Source organism: Enterococcus sp. DIV0755f (assembly GCF_051713725.1).
In the GTDB taxonomy this organism is placed as follows: domain Bacteria; phylum Bacillota; class Bacilli; order Lactobacillales; family Enterococcaceae; genus Enterococcus_D; species Enterococcus_D casseliflavus.
Window position 1 is genome coordinate 829,566 of record NZ_JBIOQL010000001.1, and the last position, 19,875, is coordinate 849,440.

The window sequence follows — 19,875 nt, forward strand, 5'->3', positions numbered from 1 at the left end:
CATGTGATGAAAAAGACGATCCAGCCATTTTTAAAACTTTTAAAGCCCTATGATTATCTGCTGTTTGTTCTGTTAGTTGTCGGCTCTTTTTTACCGCTTTTTCTATTTGAAGCACAAGCTCAAAGTGATACCGGCGATCGGTATGCAATCGTGCGGATCAATGGAGAAGAGGTTGACCGTTTTAACTTAGAAGAAATCGATGCGATGGAAAAAACCTACTATCCAGCAGAAGGTCAGTACAATATCGTCGAGATCAAAGATGGCGCGATCCGAGTTCGTGAAGACAATAGTCCCGACCAGATTGCTGTCAAAACCAGCTGGATCTATCGCAATGGGCAGACGAGCATTTGCCTGCCTCATAAGCTGGTGATCGAGATCAAGCAAGCCGGTGCCTCTGACTATTTAATTTATTAACAGAAAAAGGAAGCCAGCTGAACAATTCCTGTTCAGCTGGCTTTTTTATGAGGATGAGCAGAAGAAGCTGTCAAAAACGCCAATCGACCAACGTGTAAGTCAGCCAGAAACAGCGTTTTTGATACAAGAAAAGCGCAGAATTCCAACCGTCAGAAGAAATGAGAACTATGGGTGGAAATAGCAATCTCTGTCCAATCGTTCACAAAAAATTCTGCCCAATCTTCTAAAATAGTTGGGGAACTGCGGCTCTATTTGGTATACTTAGGCAAGTCAGTTCCTTTGAAGCTTCTTTTTCTAAGGACTATGAACGAGCGATGATACGAATATGACCAATTTTCGGAAGTGATAACTTTACTAGATGGGGGCTTAACGAAGATGGGAAATGAAACAATTTGGGAAAACACAGACAATTTTTATCTGTTATGTCAACCAATCATGCAGGTAGAATCGCTAAGTCAGCAAGAGGTGAACGGCTATGAGGTCTTGCTGCGCAGCGAGAAAAACAACCGCTTTCCGCAACAAGAATTCAGCGCAATGATTCAATCTGAAAGTGGCAACCAGCAGTTGATGGAGTGGTATGCCCAGGAGCTGCGACGGTTGTGCCAAAAAAAGCCGAAAACCCGCTTTAGTGTCAATATTCATCCACAACAGCTGCTGTGGCAGTCAACGTGGACCTTTTTTGAGGGGATGACTGCCCACAAAGAGCAGTTGCAGATCGAATTAACAGAGCATCCTGTAAAAGGTCAGCATGATTCTTTTGATTTGTCTACTGCCCTTGCAAAAATCAAAGCCTATGGCTATGTGATCGCTGTCGATGACATCGGCTGTGGCCAAAATACCCTGTCATTGGTCTTTGCCAATCTTGAAAATGTGGATTGTTTGAAATTTTCACTACTGCCGTTTATTCAGCTCGATGAGGAGATCGGGTTTAGTTTCTTGACCTGTTGGTTGAAGGTCGCCAAAAAGTATCAGCTTGAGTTGATCGTTGAAGGCATCGAGACCCGCGATAAGATGACGCAGCTGCTTGAGATGGGGGTTCATTTACAACAAGGATATTTATGGTCTAAAGGAGAGCGATTGTGATGGAATGTTAGAACGAGGCGTGCTCTTGGCGTTTGGTTTGCCGCTGATGATTGCCAGTTTACTGGTGACCGCAGATGTTTTTGTACGAAGTGTGCAAAAAATATCGGTTTCTCGTCCATTTAAGTATTTTATTATTGGTATTCTGACGTTTACGCATTTGTATTTTATTCTTTCTTTCTCAATGAATTCAGTTGGGTTTATCTGTTATCAATACACAACTGCTTTTATTGCGAGTCATTTTTTCTATGGTGATCGTGGCAAGATCTTGATTTTGATAACGCCGTGTATGGTCGTGTTCTATTTACTGTTTGTCGGTTTTTCTGACATTGGCAAAGCCTTTTATTTACCACTATTAGGTGTCGGCGTCTTTGTCCTTGATTTTCTCTTATCAAAAATCAAGCCGCTGCGTCCGCAACAGCAATTTTATTTGATGTATTTTTTGACCTGTCTGCTCTCACCGCGTTTTTCGATGTTGGTCCATCATACGACGACCTATGACTGGGAAGCGATGTTGGCAGTACTTGTTGGTTCTTTTGTGCTGTTGGGCGGCTTTATGTGGCTGCATCGGTTGATTGAAGGCGAAGAGTACCAAGTACTGGCAGAGTTGGCGAATAGTAAGATCGATGCGTTGACCGGCTGCTTCAACTATGGGACCTATAACCACGATCTGCTTCAAGCCGTTTCACAGAAAAAGACTGTGACGATCGCCATGATCGATCTTGATCACTTCAAAAAGGTCAACGATCGTTATGGTCATATCGCTGGAAATGAGCTGTTGAGAACCTTTGCCACACGGACGACTACTTTTTTAGAGGCGCATTTTGCTGAGACCTTTTCCTTTTATCGTTATGGCGGCGAAGAGTTCTGTGTCGTGATCGAAGGGGATGTCAAAGAAAAGACCGTAGCTGCGATGACGACACTGTGTCAAACTATTTCCAGCAGTATGTTTCCTGTCGCCAATTTTGAAAAAGGGACGATGTCTTTGTCTTGCGGCGTTGAAGCGAGCACCGTTTGTCATGGCGATATCTTGGCAGCCGTCGAAAGAGCCAATCAAGCACTCTATCTCGCAAAACAAAGTGGTCGAAATCGGGTGTGCACCTTACCTGAGACGTAAAAAAATAATGAAAAAATGATTTGCACAAATTCACAAAGAATTAAATCTTTATGCACAAATTGTTAGTAATAATAAAGAAATAATGTTATTTATTTAAAAAATATACATTTTGCTTTTTTTATTTATCTTGAGAATCTTCGTATATCAACAAAAAGATTGAAACTATGTATAATTTCTGGTAAATTATTCTAAATCAAGAGTGATAAAAACTGTCAATAATAAATAGTGATTCTTACTTGATGCTTTGTCCGCTTTTCCAATGAAATGTTTCTGGAATTGTCCCGTCGAATCAGCAAGTAAGGGTTCTTTTTTTTAGAAAGGAAGCACAGGAAATGGCAAATACGCTGGTTGTCAATACACTCGCAAATTTAGGCGCAATTATCATCAATATTTATTTGTTATTCAAAATCAGTGACGGATTCGTTGGCCAAGGGACGTTCAAAGTGAAACAGATCGCAGCTGCGATTGCTTGTGAAACCGTGGTGGGGATGCTGATGATGAATTTCTCTTACGTCGTATACGAAACGCGATTTGACCTGCGCTTTTTGCTTTACGCTTTTTCCATGAAATATCTGGGGTGGAAGGTGACCGTACCGACGATGGTCAATCTAGCGTTAGGGCGTTTCTTGTTTGAAGTATCAAAATCGTCTTGGTTGAACTTATATCTTACGTTTTTTTTGATAGTGACACTGACATTTCTGCATGCTTGGGCCAAACGGCGATTTACTGACAAACAAGAGTTATTCCTATCAATTACCTACTTGATCGCTATCTCCTTTCTTTTTGGTTTTTATCTGACGGGTGATATTCAAAAAACGACCCTAATTTATATAGTTTATGGCATTCTCGCCTATACGTTGGCGTTTTTCCTTTACTCGATAGTAAATGATATGCAGCGCATTTTGGCATTGGTCAAAATCGATGATCTTACGCAGTTGAACAACTTCCGTAAATTTCAAGATGACCGCCAACGCCTAGACACGACCGAGGTGGACTTATCGATCGCTTTGATCGATATCGATCATTTCAAAAATTACAATGACCGTTACGGACACCGTGCTGGGGATGTGATTTTGCAAGAAATCGCTCGTATTTTTTCGACCTACTGTACGGCGAGCAACCCGGTCTATCGCATCGGTGGGGAAGAGTTTGCGATCTTGATCCAAGGAGACGCACAGGCTGCTGCTTATCTCCTCGAAAAAATCCAAAAGCGCATCCGTTACCAAGAGATCATCTTGGATGCAGGCGATTCGGTCAGCATCACGTTGTCGATTGGGATCGCACAACGGCAAAAGGGCGAGTTGCTACAGCAAACACAAGAACGAGCCGATCAAGCATTGTATCGAGCCAAGCGCAGCGGTCGCGACCAACTCTGTCTTTACTGACGGGGTTGGCTTCTTTTCTTTTTTATTTTCAAAAATACTACCTTAAATGAGGAGCGCATATGGAAAATAGTTTAATCATGATTCCTTCGCTAGAACCTGACCACAAACTGCTGGCTCTGGTGGAGAAAATTCGTTTGCATAACCAGCACCTGCCGATTTTGGTCGTGGATGATGGCAGTGGGGTAGCTTATCAGCCTGTCTTTTCGGCATTGGCACAGCAGTTTGGTTGTCAGGTTTTGACCCATCCAAAGAATCTTGGAAAAGGCGCAGCCATCAAAACCGCTCTCACTGAAGTGCTGACAAACCAGCCAGCTGTTGAATTTATGGTGACCATTGATTCGGATGGGCAGCATGAGTATACCGATATGATGGCTTGCTTAGCAAAGGCCCAAGCCCATCCCGACAGTATTATTTTAGGGACCCGATCCTTTGGCAAAGAAGTGCCCTTGCGGAGTAAGTTCGGCAACATTTTGACCCGAAATATCCTACGTTTAGCGACTGGTCTTGCCATCGAGGATTCGCAGACGGGCTTAAGGGTTTTCCCTCGGAAATTCATGACAGATTTGTTGGCGATCTCAGGTGAGCGCTTTGAATATGAAACGCGGATGCTGATCGAAGCCCAGAAACGGGGGTGGCCGATTCTCTCGCAACCGATCGCCACCATCTATATTGAAGAAAATGCCTCTTCCCATTTTCGGGTCTTGGCAGATTCCGTCGCTATCTATAGCGTCTTTTTGAAGTATTTGTTTTCATCTGTGGTCTCCTTTTTTGTCGATGTGATCGCCTATGCGTTATTGATCCATTTCTTGTCTGTCATCGATCTGTCCTCCATCGTGATCGCTTCGTTGGGTGCCCGCTTGATTTCGGCGATCGTCAATTACTACATCAATCGCGAGCTTGTTTTTGGTCAACGGACAAAGAACAGTATGCTGCAGTATTTTTTATTAGTGATCGTACAGATTTTGCTGTCCTCTTTCCTCGTCTACCTGATCTATTTGATCCTGCCGATCGGGGATTCTGTGTTGTTAAAAATAGGCGTCGATTGCCTGCTCTTTTTCTTTAGTTACCATGTGCAAAAAAATGTCATCTTTAAGGAGTGATTGAGGTGGAACAAAAACGTTTGCCTTGGGCGAAAAAAGTCGTTTACTTTCTGGCGTTTGTCTTTTCGCTGATCTATTTATCATGGCGGGGGCTGTATACATTGCCATGGCACGAGTCTTGGTTTGCCCTGCTGTTTGGTTTGCTGCTTTGGGGTAGTGAGATCGTATCGAACTTTACGGGCTTGCTGTTGATTTGGAACAAAAACAAAGCAAAGCCTTTTGAAAAACCGATCGTGCCAGAAGCCGACTATCCAGCGATCGATGTGTTGATTGCTACCCATAATGAAGAAGTGCCGCTTTTATTAAAAACAGTCAATGCGGCAGTTCATATGAAATACCCCGATCCCAAAAAAGTTCACATCTACTTGTCAGATGACACCAACCGTCCAGAGGTCAAAGCACTGGCAGATAAATTTGGCATCGGCTATATCGGATTGACAGGCAATCAGCATGCCAAGTCAGGCAATCTCAATCATGCATTGTCAAAAACCAATTCGCCGCTAGTGGCGACCTTTGATGCAGATATGATCCCTTACTCAGATTTTTTGCTGGAAACAGTACCATATTTTGTGGCAAATCAGCAGGAACGGCGCAAAGATCAGACCATCAAACCGTTGGGCTTTGTCCAAACACCGCAAAGCTTTTACAATGCGGATCTTTTTCAGTACAATCTTTTTTCAGAAGCGGCGATCCCTAACGAGCAGGACTTCTTTTCCAGAGAAGTCAATGTTTTGAACAACGCCCATGATACAGCTATTTATACAGGTTCCAATACGGTGATTGCACGAGAAGCGATCGAAGCCGCTGGCGGATTTCCGACAGACACGATCACGGAGGATTTTGAATTAGGCGCCTTGATCAATTGCCAAGGTTACCGCAGCTTATCAACACTGCAGCCCATGGCCAGCGGTCTGTCTCCCATTGATATCCCAAGTGCCTTAAAGCAGCGGATTCGCTGGGGAAGAGGAGTGGTCCAAAGTGTCCACAATCTCCATCTTTTTAAGAACAAGACGTTGTCTTTGGCGCAAAAAATGGTTTTCTTAAACAGTTATTTGTATTGGTGGTCGTTTTTACGTCGGTTGCTGTTTATTTTCGCGCCGATTTTGTACACCGTCTTTAATGTAAGGGTCGTAGAGACCAACTTTTGGGTCTTGCTGCTGTTTTGGCTACCAAGCTATACGTTCTTGCATTTGGCGATGCAGGATTTGAGCAGTGATATTCGAACGCAGCGCTGGGGCGAGATCCAGGAAACGATTTTTGCACCTTACCTAGTGATTCCTGTCTTTTTACAAGCCATTGGCATCAAAGAGACCCGTTTCAAAGTGACCAATAAAGCAGCAACTCAGTCTAAAAAAGACTTGTTGTTTGTGGTGCCGCATTTGTTGCTGTTGATTTTGACGATTATCGGCTTAGTGAAGTTTAATTACGGCAAATTCGGCTCAGAGATTTTCTATGGCAGCGTGTTGACTTTCTGGTTGCTGACCCATTTCTTTAACTTAACCTTTGCGGTCTTATTTTATCTCGGTCGCCCGATTTACCGAACGACGGAACGGTTCAGAGCCCATTATCCTGTTGAAGTTTCCGACCAAGACGCCAGCTATTCTTTGATGACAGAAAATATCTCAGAAAACGGCTTGTCCTTTGTTTCTGACGTTCCTCTTTATTTTCCGCCAGATGCGCAGCTGACGTTTAAAATCACCCGTAATGGCTACCAAGCAGAGATGACGGGAAACGTCGTCCGCGTTTATTCAGGCAAGGATCGCTGGGTCTATGGGGTTGCTTTACACCAATTATCAGAAAAAGACTACTTAGCTTATTTGCAGATCATTTATGATGGCTTCAATCAAAGCCTGCCAGTTCTGCGTGACCCGTGGATGACCTTCTTTGACAGTCTTTTTGAAAATCTCGGTAAGCATCTGCTGCAAGCCAAAGAAAAGCCATTGCCGCCTCAGCGAGTGCCTGTCCTGTCGGTTGATCAAGAATGGGTCTTTGAAGAAGGAGCCTATACGGTCACAACGTTTGGTTTTGACCAGCTCACGTTGGTAAAAACAGAAGAAGTCGAGATGCCTGCCCGTCTAACCTTGCCGATCAGTAATCTTGTGCTTCACGCTGAAAAAGCAACGCTTCAACCAACAGAAAATCAAGTGATTTATCAAGTAAGCAATCTTTCCGAGCTGCGTTTTACAGCAGCCTTTCAAGAATGGGTAGACAGCTTGCTGAGAAAGGAGGAAGATGATGATCGAGATCCTGCTGCGATTTAGTCTTTTTGGTTTATCATTAGCTGGCTATGCCTATCTTTTTGTACGAGTTTGCCATTTTCCCAAACACATCAGCTGGATCGCTGCTTGCTGTTTGCCGATCCTCGTTCTTTCCTTTGTCGCATATGGTCCAAAAGGATGGTTGATCCGGGGGGCATGGGTTTTATTTGGTCTTGGTTTACTATTATGCGTTTGGCGTTTTTGGCAGGAGCGCCATCAGGTACGTTGGGGCTTGCAAGAGCCCATCCTGCTGTGGTTTTACGGCTATTTTGCTTTGTTCGTTTTAACCTTGCTTCACAGTCATTTGACCCACTATGACAACTTCTCCCATTGGGCGACGATCGTTAAATTCCTTTATACGCAGGGACAATTGCCAACGGCAGCCGATGCCATCATCAGTTTTACTTCCTATCCTTTAGGCAGCTCGCTGTTTGTTACTTATACAGCGATCATTGTTGGCTATCATGAGAATGTCTTGCTGATTGGTCAATTGATTTTGATTTTCTGTAGTCTGTATAGTTTCTTTGCGATTATTCGTGATCCGAAAAGAAAGCTGGCTTTTGCCCTGATCTTCACCAGTATGGCGGTTTTCAATTATTTTAATATTGCGATTCGAATGAATAATTTGTTAGTGGACTTCATCCTGCCAGTGTTGACTTTAGCTGGCATCGCTGGCTTATTCGCTTTAAAAGGCAACTTACTACCGTCGATCAGTTTCTTTCTTTTGATTGGCGCCTCTCTTGATTTGGTCAAAAATAGCGCCGTCTTTTTTCTGCTGATTTTAGGCGGCTATTTACTAGTCTGCTTATGGCAGGCATCAGTTCGTTGGCGGCAACGGCTGGGCATGATGATTGTAGGATTAGCTGCCATTGGGCTATCTGTCCTGCCAGCGATTCTTTGGAACCTGCATGTCAAAGCGAATTTTCCTAAATCGAAGCATGAAGTCAGCGTGACCGCTTATAAACAGATTTTTGGCGAAAAGGATTCTCAGATACTGCAGCAGATTACGGATGTTTTTGTCAAAACCATCACGGATGTTGCGACGATCTCCACGCAAGGGATTCTCTTGATCCAGGTCATTCTTTTGGGCAGTTGGCTATTTGTCCGATTTATCATGAAAAAACGCAATCCATTTTTCAAAGAACTGCTGTTGATCGATGGTATCATTGGGGGGTATTATTTAGGAATCTATGCCATGTTCTTGTTCTCGATGCCCACTGATGAAGCATTGTCTTTGGCAGGGTTCGATCGCTATGCCTCAAGTATCGTGATTTTAGCACTTGGATTAATGACCTTTTTCATGGTCCGAGGCATTGATCATTTGTATCATGAACAAGCGATCGATCGGCGAAACTACCGTAGTTTTGCCAGCTTGACCACGAAAAAAATCTATCAATACAGTACCTTGATTCTGCTATTTTTTGCGACATTGCTGATCCTTTCAGAGAATAATGGCATGCGTTATACCAATCGTGAATATGCTGCTTCGATTCCAGCACAAGTTTCAGCCGTTACTGGCGATCACTTTGACCTAAACGAGAAAAAATATTTGGTGGTCAGTACTAACAAAGAAGCAGTAGATAGCTACTTAGTTGGCTATGTCGGAAAATATTACTTGTTTTCACCTAATGTCGATGGCCGAGAGAATTTCCTCTTATCCGATGCTGAATTTCGCACGCTATTAAAGCAATACGATGAAGTCGTCGTCTTAGAAGAGCACTATACCTTTAATGCCATGACGAAGAAGCTAACAGGCAAGACCTTTGCCCCAGGCGTTTATTCGGTGGCGGAGGTGTTGGGGCGTTAAATGAAGATTATACACAAAAAAGCCGATCCTACTCTAGAGAGGATCGGCTTTTGTGGTGTCTGAAGGTTGATTTATACGGAATGCACATCAATAAAAGGAACGGCTGACATACAAAACGTTTCTTATAGCGAACAATAAATCTCATAACTGAAGGCATCAGCATTAACGACTTCTGAAAAAAGTTCCGTTTGGAACAGGACGCGAGGTTTTGATGTACGCAAAAGGTCTGAAAAGACGGTACTTGCTTTTTGAATGTTTTGTTCCTTTGTTGTTAGGGTGACATAGGTCGCTGCTGGTAAATGAAGGATTTGTTCCATTTCTTCAAGCACACTTGATTTTGCTAATTCGATAAAGAGATAGGTCTCGAACTTATTCTGATCCACAAAGCTGATCAAGCCACACTCATAGGTAGGCGTTAGCTGATGTGAAACGATGGTATCATAAGCAGCTGCCATTTTTTTATGGTAAGCAATATCACCAATTTTTCCTTCATAAGGAACCAGCCAAAAATGAGCTTCAGGAATTTCCAATGTGTGGACAACTTCACGCTTTTTGATTTCTTCCGAACGTTGGATCTCCGTTTTTATTTCGGTTAATAAGGTAACTATTTCTTTCATTTCCGCTATTTTCTCTATTGCCGCTTTCGTGGCAAAATCGATCAAATTTGTTCGTTCGACTTGGACGCCGTCTCTAGAAACGAATTCTTTCAGTGTTTTTAATGGAAGCTGAAGATCTGTCTATAGTCGAATGACTTCAATTAGAAAAGCATTGTAACTGACGGATATCGTGCCTTAAGAAACCCTAAATTGAATCAGTCGGAGGATCTGGCGATCATTATTGAAACGAATCAATAAACATGCCAACTTTTCAAATAAGTAAAACAGCAAGTGCAGTCATTTTTGTTCATGGCTTCACCTGCTGTTTTTTTTAGTTATGAAAAAGCTTTGCCGGTTGTCTTTTCAATAAGCATTAGGAGAAATACTGCCTTTTCCTTGATAATACCCCAAAGTTCGCTCGACTTTCCTTAAAAAAACGTATCTGGAAAACTATGGCGCTGATTTCTTGCTAAAGCAGGTCCTGAATTTGTTGAAGAGGAACACGGGGTGAAAGTTTCTGTCCGTCTTGCTATTGAGCAGTGAAGAATGACAAAGCGAATTGATTCTTTGACTGGCTGATTGATCAAAGGCCGATCATAACGAGAAAAATGATACAGGGGAGAGAGGAGAGCAAATACCAGATTAAGTTTTACATGATAGGTATAAAGGATGCAAAAAGACGAATGTAGAAAATACAAGTAAAGACAAGAAAATGGTCAAACGGGAAAAATAGGCATTAACCTTCAACAAAATAAGATTCATACCTTCTTTATGATTATTTTAATCAAAAAATAAAATTATTTTTAGCTAATTTGCACAAACGTATAAAAATATTTGTGTTTCCTGTTAAATGTAAGGAAACGATTCGCACATTACAATATGAATAACGCATGAAAACGCTTTTATAGCGATCTTCTATACGGATTCGCTTGATTGATCATCTCTGAATCATTCGCGATAGCTATCAGCATTTTGTTTGTGAAAATGATCGATCGAGACAAATAAAGACAAGGAGGAGGAATAGTGGAAAATAAAGATTACCAAGTTTCAGAAGAGGAAGCCGCACGATACCGGGAAAGAGGGTACAACGAAGATATGCTTCCTAAAACACGTGAGAAAAGAAATATGGGAACAAAAAACTATTTTACACTTTGGATGGGATCGGTACATAACATCCCCAACTATACGGCTGTCGGCGGTTTCTTGTTCCTAGGTTTGTCTCCCATTAATGTGATGTTAGCCCTTATACTCAGCGCATTTGTCGTTGCGCTATTCATGACCATGAATGGGAGAGCTGGTTCGAAATATGGCATTCCCTTTGCTATCCATCTTCGGTCGGTCTATGGGGATGTCGGAGCAAAATTGCCAGGATTTTTACGAGGGTGTGTGGCTGCGATTGCTTGGTTTGGCTTGCAGAACTATACCGGATCTTTAGCACTTTTAGTATTGATCGGTAAAATTTGGCCCGAATTTTTGACGCTTGGCGGCTCTGCCGATTTTTTCGGTATCAGTATTCCTGGACTCATTGCATTTACACTTTTTTGGCTGATCAATATGCTGATTGGACTTGGTGGTGGAAACATTCTTAATAAATTTACAGCGATCTTAAGTCCGTTAATCTATCTGGTATTCGGAGGAATGGCGGTGTGGGCTATTCAAGCCGCTGGAGGGATAGGTGAAATCTTAGCTTTTGATACAAGCGGTGCAGCGCAAAGTGTCAACCCGATTTTTGCCTATTTTATGATTATTAATTCTGTCTTAGCAGTTTGGGCTGCGCCGGGAGCAAGTGTCTCTGACTTTACGCAAAATGCCAAGTCCACTAGAGACCAAACGATTGGACAGATGGCAAGTCTACTGGTTGCTTATATTATTTTTGCATTCTCCAGTGCAGCGATCTTAATCGGCGGGTCCATTCATTATGGCATTCAAGAGTGGAATGTGTTGAATATTGTGGAACGCTGGGATAGTTTTCCTGCAGTTGTGATTGCAATGACGGTTTTCTTACTTACCACAATCTCAACGAATGCTACCGGTAATATTATTCCTGCAGCGTATCAGTTGTCTGCGTTGTTTCCAACAAAGGTCAATTACAAGAAAGGGGTTATCATTGCAAGCTTGATAAGTTTCATGATTATGCCGTGGAAGTTAATGGAAAATGCGGACAGTATCTTTATTTTCTTGAATTCAATTGGCGCTGTATTGGGGCCGGTTGCCGGTGTGATGATTGCGCATTATTTTTTTATCGGGAAGCAAACCATTTGTTTAGACGATTTGTATATTGATCGCAAAAAGGACAATACCAAAAATAGCTATCGCGGGCTGAATCGACAAGCCTACACCGCAACCATCCTTGCGCTGCTGATTTCATTTAGCGGACAATTTATTCCAGTGTTGCAAGCGGTTTCTAATGTCTCATGGTTAGTTGGATTTTCCTGTGCATTCATTATCTACGTTGGTTTAAAGAAATTAGGCTCTGAAGATAATACTGAAGAAGCCGTTAATTAAAAAGGAGGAAGTAGAATGAGTCATGATTTGGTTATAAAGAATGGTTTAGTAATTTTGGAAAATGGAGAGGTAGAAACGGATGTTGCAGTCAAGGACGGGATAATATCGGCGATCGGAAAAGATCTGACTGGCGCTCAAACAATTGATGCCTCAGGACTGGTAGTAAGTCCCGGTATGCTAGATGCTCATGTTCATATTACTGATCCTGGCGGAGGTTATCGTGATCATTGGGAAGGATACGAAACTGGAACCGCATCGTGCGCCAAAGGCGGCGTTACTTCATTTATGGAAATGCCGTTAAACCAAGTTCCTGCAACAACCGATGCAGAGAGTTTGGCTATCAAGTACCAAGCAGGAAAAAATAAACTGCGGGTAGATGTTGCCTCATTCGGCGGGCTTACTCCGTTAAACTTAGACGGTGGTATTCAAGAACTGGATGAAGGCGGCGTCACTGCATATAAATGTTTTATGGGGACTTGCGGCGATCGGACAATTGACGGCGATTTCATGAATGTCGACGATTATTCATTATATGAAGGAATGAAGCAAATAGCTAAAACTGGAAAAGTGTTGGCGATTCATGCGGAAAACGCCCCTATCACTGATAAGTTAGGTGAAATTGCATATAAAAATGGAGAGACCACACTTGAAGCGTATGTCAACACGCGTCCTGTCTTTACGGAAGTGGAACCTATTCGCCGTGCCATTCTTCTTGCAAAAGAAACTGGCTGCCGCATCCATATTGTCCATGTTGCTTGTCCAGAAGGTGTAGATGAAATCACGAAAGCTCGCGCTGAAGGTGTGGATGTAACATGCGAAACGTGTACGCATTATTTATACTTTCATACAGCGGAGCTCGACTCGATTGGCCCTGTAGTGAAATGTTCACCGCCAATTCGTGATTTATCTGCTCGTGAAGCATTATGGGAAAAGGTTTTAGCCGGTGAAATCTCTTTTATAACCTCCGATCATTCTCCTTGTACGCCAGATTTGAAAGACAAAGAAAATGCTTTTGAAGCATGGGGAGGAATTTCTGGGGTTCAAAACAATGTCGACGTTCTCTTTGACGAAGGTGTCCAAAAGTGAGGGATGAGCTTGAAAATGTTTGCCGATATAATAGCAAAAAATCCTGCTGATCGTTATAATCTGCACTCAAAAGGACGCATCAGTATCGGAAAAGATGCCGACTTTGTTCTTATTAAACCGAACGCGCCTTATATACTAAAAGCAGAGGACTTAGAGTATCGCAACAAAATCAGCCCATATATTGGTCGTGAGATTGGCGCGCAAGTCGTACAAACGATTTTACGCGGAGAAACGATTTATAGTCAAGAAACTGGAGTAACAGAAGCATTCTCTGGGAAATTTTTCTAACTGAAACGATTCATTCGATGAACTGCGGATTTTTCCGCGGTTCATCGTAATTTTAAATTCAGGGAGGACGTGTGAAATGAGAGAAAAAACAGAACGTGAGCGAGCTCCCTACTGGAAGCAGATCGTTTTTGTCTTAACAGCCGGTTGGATTGTTATTTGGATCTATCGAACGATCTTAACACCCATTTATCCAATCATCAGCAGTTTTTTTGGCGGAGCAAGCGATGCAAGTCTGGGAAATATTTCCAGCTTTTATTTTTTAGGATATGTATGTATGCAGATTCCTTCTGGTATATTGGTTGATCGTCTTGGAAAAAAGAAAATTTTAATCCCTGGGTTTCTGCTATTAGGCATAGGTACTTTGGTAGTTGCGCTCTCTCAGAGAATTTCGACAGTTTTTATTGGAAGTATCCTTGCTGGAGTGGGTTGCGGAACCTACTATGGTGCAGCCTATTCATTAACGACTGAACATGTTCCGTTAAACAAAAAAAGTTTGGCAACTGCTATCGTAAATAGCGGAACTGCGGTTGGAAGCGGTCTTGGTCTGATTTCCTCTAGTTTTTTCGTTGGAGAAGGGATTTTACCCTGGCAGTCTTTACTATACATAACAGCTATTTTAGTTTTAATCATGATTGTCATTTTCCAGAAATTTATTCGCGAAGAACTGCCTGCATCGAAGAAAGAAAACGCGCCTGTTAAAAAAAGTAGAAGGTCTTTAAAAGGTTTATTTAAGCTTCCAATGATTTCAGCCTATATTCTCTATTTTTCAACATTGTATGCGTATTATTTAATTGACACATGGCTGCCAAACTTTTTAGAAACTGAAAGAGGTTTTCAAGGAACCGCAATCGGGGTGACTTCTTCTTTAGTTTTTTTCGCTGCAATCCCTGGTGCCTTGGTTTTTAGCCGAATTGCAGACAGAATTCCAAGTAAGAAAGTGACGATTATTATTTTTCTGGAAATCGCAGCTGCCTTTGTGCTGTTTATCACAGTCACGACATCAAATCCATCCTTGCTGATTTTTGGGATTATAGCGTATGGATTTTTAGGGAAATTAGCAGTTGAACCGATTATCATTTCTTGGCTAGGACAATATGCCCCCAGAAAAAGTATTGCAACTACTTATGGTGTCTTTAATTTCTTTGGAATGTCCGCCTCTGTGCTAGTTCCTTCAATAACAGGTATGATCTCAGATGCGACAGGAACAAAAGTTTATGCTTTTTATTTAGCAATTGGTATTCTTTGTGCGGGCACACTGCTGTTCTATTTAATTAACAGATTTTATGAGAAAAGTAAGAAAGAGTTTGAGGAAAAACACAGCAGTTGATACAGTGTTTCTGCAATTGTTTCAGCGGTTAGATTATCGAGACGCCAGCTGCTGACTGGCGATGCGAATTTTAAAAAGCATTTTATGAGATAGTATAGACATTCATTTCTCAAAAATGTCTTTATTTTTTTAGACGCAGCAATGAATAGTCACCAGAAAAGCTGCTCTTTTGTTATCGTTTCTAAACAGTCCTTGCCAGCAGTGCCTATCGAAAAGGTGCCGGCAAGGGCTGTTTTTTGTAAAGAAAAATAGTTACCGTCCATTCTCCGTCTGGCGATAATCACTAGGTGAAATGCCGACTTTTTTCTTGAATAAACGGCTGAAATAGGCGGTGTTTTCGATGCCGATCGCCAATGAGATCTCTTTGATGGAAAGCCGAGAATAGCGCAAAAGGTCTTTCGAATAAGAGATGCGTTTGCTAATCTGGTACTCGATGGGGGGCAAGCCCATATATTTGGAAAACTCCTTGACGATTTGATACTTATTGATATGATACCTTTCCTCCAAAGATTCCAAGGTGATCCCTTGACGGAAATCTTCTTCTAGCTGGTCACGAATCTGCAAAATATAAGGCGGGATTTCACTATCCGAAAAGTCGAGATGATATTTTTGCAGGAGCAGTTCATTGAGCAGCTGATGGATCAAAACAGAGCTTTGGAAGGCAGTTTTCGCATTTGGTTCTGGCTGTAACATCAATAAATCTTGTAAGACCAAATGGATCGGATTTTGACGACTGCTGGCAGGATTGGTGTGAAAAACTGGACTGCCATTTTTGAGGAATTCCTCATAAAACGCTGCGACGTTGGCGCCATATAGATGGATCCAGTCCATTTCCCAGGGCTCTTGACTAACGGTGCGGTAATACTGATAGTCTAGACAGTCGATAAAAAACACATCACCTGCTTTCAATTGATAGCTTTTTCCTTTGTAGCGCAATTCACCGCAGCCGGACAATGTATACTTGATCAAATAAGAAGGCAGGTTTTCTCGTTCTGTAAAGTAAGGTTTGCTGGCTTTGAAATAGCCGATTTCTTGAATGTAATAGAAAAGTTCACGCTGCTTTTGGGTTGAAGTATTGATGTAACGCAGTGAATCGGTTGACCATGAGTGGTTGGCTTTTTCCCAGTAATCCATCGGATCCTCCTTTTTACCAAGATTGTGCAAGTCTTTATCAAAATTGTGTGATGAAACTCGTTGATTGTCAAGCTAAAATTGAGTCAACAAGAATGAATCAGTGAATTGTAATCGGTTTATTTTTAAACAAGATAATGAAAGGTGGAGACCAGTGAACACATTTATCGCAATCGATATCGGTGCATCAAGCGGTCGTCTGATGCTGAGCCGTTGGGAAAATGAGCAGATCACTTTAGAAGAGATCCATCGCTTTAAAAACGGCTTTCGTCCTCATGAAGGCTTTGACCGTTGGGCGATCGATTATTTGATCCAAGAGATTTTAGTAGGACTGCAAAAAGTGAAACAAGCAGGTATCAATGACTGCTTCGTCGGAATCGACACCTGGGCAGTGGATTACTGTTTGATCGATCAAGCAGGCGAACGTTTAGGCGACCCAGTCGCTTATCGAGATAGTCGCACCAATGATGCGATCGCAGCTTTTGGTCAGCGCTATTCTTTGCAAAAACTGTATGAGAAAACAGGCATTCAGCTGCAGCCCTTCAACACGATTTTTCAGTTAGCCGCAGAAGAAGCGCAACTGCTGCAAAAAGCCGACAAGCTGCTGCTGATTCCAGACTACTTGGGCTACGTTTTTACTGGCAAGATGGTCACGGAAAAAACCAATGCTTCGACGATGCAGCTTCTAAATGCCAACACCCAAACATGGGATGCAGAATTGTTAGCTGAGATCGGCGTAACAGAAGGCCTATTCCCACCATTGGTTGATGCTGGAACGGTTTTAGGCGCACTGCAAACACAGAAGTTTCCAGCCTATGATTTGCCACAAGCGACCTTTGTCACTGTCGCTAGTCATGATACGGCATCAGCGATCATCGGTACACCTGGAGAGGGGGCAGATTGGGGCTACATCAGCAGCGGGACTTGGTCATTGCTGGGGATCGAAACCAAAGTACCCAATGTTTCCCTTGCCGCCTTTGATGAAAATTATACGAACGAATGGGGTGCCCACAACACGATTCGCTTTTTAAAAAACATCATGGGCATGTGGCTGATCCAAGAAGTGGCTCGGCAGCAAGACTATCAGTATTCCTATGCAGAATTGGCGGAATTGGCGCAAGCAACGCCTGCTTTTCAACAGTTTGTCGATGTCAATGATCCTCGTTTTTTGAATCCAGAAAACATGATTACTGAACTGCAAGCGTATTGTCGAGAAACCCAGCAGAAAGTTCCAGAAACCGCAGGGGAACTGGCTCGCTGTGTGTATGATAACTTAGCGCTTTGCTATGCCAGTGAATTACAAAAGCTGGAACAGCTGACAGGTACGACGAGCAAGCTGCAAAAACTGCATATCGTGGGGGGCGGTTCCAACAATCGCTTTTTAAATCAACTGACGGCTGATGCTGCGCAGCTGACGATCGAAGCTGGCCCAAGTGAAGCAACGGCGATCGGTAATCTTTTAATGCAGATGATGAGTGCTGGCATCTTCACGTCGCTGGCTGAAGCACGCCGCGCGGTCAAACACTCATTTCCTTGCAGTGTTCATGAACCACAGCCTTTTGATCACAAGATTTTAAGCAACTATCAACGTTTTATAGAAGGAGTAGGAAAAAAATGACAACGATTCAACAGCGTTATGAAGAAGCTAAGACAGCATATGCCAAATTAGGTGTCGACACGGATGCGGTTTTGAAAAAATTAGCCGATGTGAAAATCTCGATGCATGTTTGGCAAGGGGACGATGTCCAAGGATTTTTGAGTGATGAAGCATTATCTGGTGGGATCTCTGTAACGGGGAATTATCCTGGTGCTGCCCATACCCCAGAGGAGTTGCGCCAAGATTTAGAAAAAGCCTACTCTTTGATTCCTGGAAAACACAAATTGAACCTTCACGCCATCTATTTAGACACCGAGGAAGCAGTGGATCTAAATGAATTGGAGCCGAAGCATTTTGAAAAATGGGTCGCTTGGGCGAAAGAACAAGGCTTAGGTTTAGACTTCAATCCAACCTTTTTCTCACATCCCATGTTCAAAGATGGCTTTACCCTTGCTTCACCAGATGAAGAAGTTCGTCAGTTCTGGATCGAACACGGCAAACGTTCTCGTCAAATCGCTGCTTATATGGGGAAAGAAACTGGGCAAGTCTGTGTCAATAATTTCTGGGTGCCAGATGGCTACAAAGACAACCCGATCGATCGTTTTACACCACGGGAACGCTTGATGACAGCATTAGATGAGATTTTTGCTGAAGAATTGCCAGCGGAATACACGGTAGATGCCGTGGAAAGCAAGTTGTTTGGTCTTGGTGCCGAAGCCTACACCGTCGGCTCTCATGAATTTTATATGGGCTATGGCTTGACACGCGATAAATTGATTTGTTTGGATGCTGGACATTTCCATCCAACCGAAGTGATCTCCAATAAACTGTCTTCATTGGCACTATTTAGCAAAGGCATTTTGCTGCATGTCAGCCGTCCTGTACGCTGGGATAGTGATCATGTCGTGATCATGGACGATGAATTGCAAGAGATTGGTCGCGAATTGGTTCGCAATGACTTATTGCCAAAAACCAACATTGGGTTAGATTTCTTTGATGCGACGATCAATCGGGTCGCTGCGTGGGTGATCGGGACGCGCAATACTCAAAAAGCGTTGCTAAAAGCGATGCTAGAACCGATCGAAGAACTAAAAGCAATCGAATTGTCAGGTGATTTCACCACTCGTTTAGCCATGACGGAAGAATTAAAAGACTATCCGTATGCAGATGTTTGGAATTACTTCTGTGAAAGCCAAGGGGTACCAGCAGGTCTGGATTGGCTATCAGAAGTGAAAGCCTATGAAGAAACCGTCTTAAAAGCCAGAAAGTAGGAGAACGATGAAAAAGATTGATATTTTACAAGCGAATTTTGTACAAGAAATGATGGAAACGACAGCAAATCTTTACCGTTTAGGGTGGGATGAGCGCAACGGCGGCAATATTTCTTACTTATTAACAGAAGAAGAGATCTTGCCTTTCATCGATCCGCAAAGCGTCTTCCGGGAAATTCCCATGATTTTTGATGCCACGGCACTAGCTGGCAAGTACTTTATCGTGACAGGTTCAGGAAAATACTTTAAAAATGTAGCGGCACATCCAGCGGAAAACCTTGGTGTGATCCGAGTCAAAGAAGATGGGCAAACATTGGAATTGCTTTGGGGCTTGGAAAATGGTGCGGTGCCAACGAGTGAACTGCCAAGTCATTTCATGAGTCATATCGCACGCTTGTCGGTCGATCCAGAAAACCGAATCATCATGCATAACCACGCATCTCATCTTTTAGCCATGAGTTTTACCCATGAGTTGGATGAACGCAGTTTCACGCGGACCTTGTGGCAAATGTGTACGGAGTGCTTGGTGGTCTTCCCAGAAGGCGTCTCCATCATTCCTTGGATGGTCCCAGGAACGAATGAGATCGGCGAAGCAACGGCTGCTAAAATGAAAGAGACCCGTTTGGTTCTTTGGCCGCAACATGGGATCTACGGTGCTGGCAAAGATATGGACGAAGTCTTTGGCTTGATTGAAACGGCAGAGAAAGCTGCGGAAGTGTACACCTATGTCAAAGCACAAGGCCCAATTTTACAAACCATTACAGATGAAAATCTGAAAAAACTGGCTGACGCTTTCAAAGTTACTCCCCGAGCAGGCTATCTTGAGGTATAATCAATGGTAGAAGAATAGAAAAGGCTTTCAGTCTTTTCTATTTAAAATATATTGTGAATAAACAAACAAATGGAGGTAGGA

General features: G+C 42.8%; 14 protein-coding genes and 1 pseudogene. 13 read left to right on the forward strand and 2 right to left on the reverse strand.

Features of this window, described 5'->3' with window-relative positions:
• The first annotated feature begins 6 nt into the window (after positions 1–6).
• The 7 genes from IGI73_RS03805 to IGI73_RS03835 all read left to right on the forward strand — a co-directional run bounded on the left by IGI73_RS03805 (position 7) and on the right by IGI73_RS03835 (position 9,161).
• Entirely contained in the window at positions 7–414 is a 408-nt protein-coding gene (locus tag IGI73_RS03805; RefSeq protein ID WP_005237322.1) for a NusG domain II-containing protein, read from the forward strand.
• A gap of 375 nt (positions 415–789) precedes the next feature.
• Positions 790–1,497, forward strand: coding sequence for an EAL domain-containing protein (locus IGI73_RS03810; protein WP_311952372.1), 708 nt, complete (start codon positions 790–792; stop codon positions 1,495–1,497).
• Between the two features lie 4 nt (positions 1,498–1,501).
• Positions 1,502–2,611: a GGDEF domain-containing protein gene (locus tag IGI73_RS03815; protein WP_428207284.1), complete on the forward strand. Its 1,110-nt coding sequence runs from the start codon at positions 1,502–1,504 to the stop codon at positions 2,609–2,611.
• A gap of 332 nt (positions 2,612–2,943) precedes the next feature.
• On the forward strand, positions 2,944–3,996 hold the full coding sequence (locus IGI73_RS03820; protein WP_428207283.1) for a GGDEF domain-containing protein: 1,053 nt from the start codon (positions 2,944–2,946) through the stop codon (positions 3,994–3,996).
• 59 nt (positions 3,997–4,055) lie between these two features.
• Positions 4,056–5,096, forward strand: a complete 1,041-nt coding sequence (locus IGI73_RS03825; RefSeq protein WP_074932399.1) for a bifunctional glycosyltransferase family 2/GtrA family protein — start codon at positions 4,056–4,058, stop codon at positions 5,094–5,096.
• Positions 5,093–7,357, forward strand: a complete 2,265-nt coding sequence (locus tag IGI73_RS03830; RefSeq protein ID WP_428207282.1) for a glycosyltransferase family 2 protein — start codon at positions 5,093–5,095, stop codon at positions 7,355–7,357. The genes IGI73_RS03825 and IGI73_RS03830 overlap by 4 nt, the downstream gene beginning before the upstream one ends.
• Positions 7,332–9,161, forward strand: coding sequence for a lantibiotic ABC transporter permease (locus IGI73_RS03835; protein ID WP_428207281.1), 1,830 nt, complete (start codon positions 7,332–7,334; stop codon positions 9,159–9,161). Before IGI73_RS03830 ends, IGI73_RS03835 begins: the two co-directional genes overlap by 26 nt.
• A gap of 122 nt (positions 9,162–9,283) precedes the next feature.
• Here IGI73_RS03835 and IGI73_RS03840 read toward each other — a convergent pair whose 3' ends face one another.
• Complete coding sequence (locus IGI73_RS03840) at positions 9,284–9,778, reverse strand: hypothetical protein (protein WP_428207280.1); 495 nt, start codon at positions 9,776–9,778, stop codon at positions 9,284–9,286.
• A 1,002-nt stretch (positions 9,779–10,780) separates the two neighbouring features.
• Between IGI73_RS03840 and allW the strand changes: the two genes are divergently transcribed.
• The 3 genes and pseudogenes from allW (at position 10,781) to IGI73_RS03855 (ending at position 14,963) form a co-directional block, all read left to right on the forward strand.
• The gene (allW, locus tag IGI73_RS03845) at positions 10,781–12,262 is read left to right on the forward strand and encodes an allantoin permease (protein ID WP_213356948.1); all 1,482 of its coding nucleotides are present in this window, start codon (positions 10,781–10,783) and stop codon (positions 12,260–12,262) included.
• 15 nt (positions 12,263–12,277) lie between these two features.
• Positions 12,278–13,636 (forward strand): annotated as a pseudogene (allB, locus tag IGI73_RS03850) (allantoinase AllB).
• Positions 13,637–13,712: 76 nt separating this feature from the next.
• Positions 13,713–14,963 carry an MFS transporter gene (locus IGI73_RS03855; RefSeq protein ID WP_428207279.1) on the forward strand — a complete coding sequence of 417 codons (1,251 nt, stop codon included), beginning with the start codon at positions 13,713–13,715 and terminating at the stop codon, positions 14,961–14,963.
• 252 nt (positions 14,964–15,215) lie between these two features.
• Here the strand turns inward: IGI73_RS03855 and IGI73_RS03860 are convergent, their stop codons facing one another.
• Positions 15,216–16,097, reverse strand: coding sequence for an AraC family transcriptional regulator (locus IGI73_RS03860; protein WP_005225353.1), 882 nt, complete (start codon positions 16,095–16,097; stop codon positions 15,216–15,218).
• A gap of 199 nt (positions 16,098–16,296) precedes the next feature.
• On the opposite strand from IGI73_RS03860, the gene rhaB reads away from it, so the two are divergent.
• From rhaB to rhaD, 3 genes are read left to right on the forward strand one after another with little or no spacing between them, the layout of a single operon-like run.
• Entirely contained in the window at positions 16,297–17,712 is a 1,416-nt protein-coding gene (gene rhaB / locus IGI73_RS03865) for a rhamnulokinase (protein WP_264319100.1), read from the forward strand.
• Entirely contained in the window at positions 17,709–18,962 is a 1,254-nt protein-coding gene (gene rhaA / locus IGI73_RS03870) for an L-rhamnose isomerase (RefSeq protein WP_016612607.1), read from the forward strand. The genes rhaB and rhaA overlap by 4 nt, the downstream gene beginning before the upstream one ends.
• A gap of 7 nt (positions 18,963–18,969) precedes the next feature.
• A complete protein-coding gene (gene rhaD, locus IGI73_RS03875) occupies positions 18,970–19,794 on the forward strand; it encodes a rhamnulose-1-phosphate aldolase (RefSeq protein ID WP_428207278.1) in 825 nt (274 codons plus the stop codon).
• Positions 19,795–19,875: the final 81 nt, after the last annotated feature.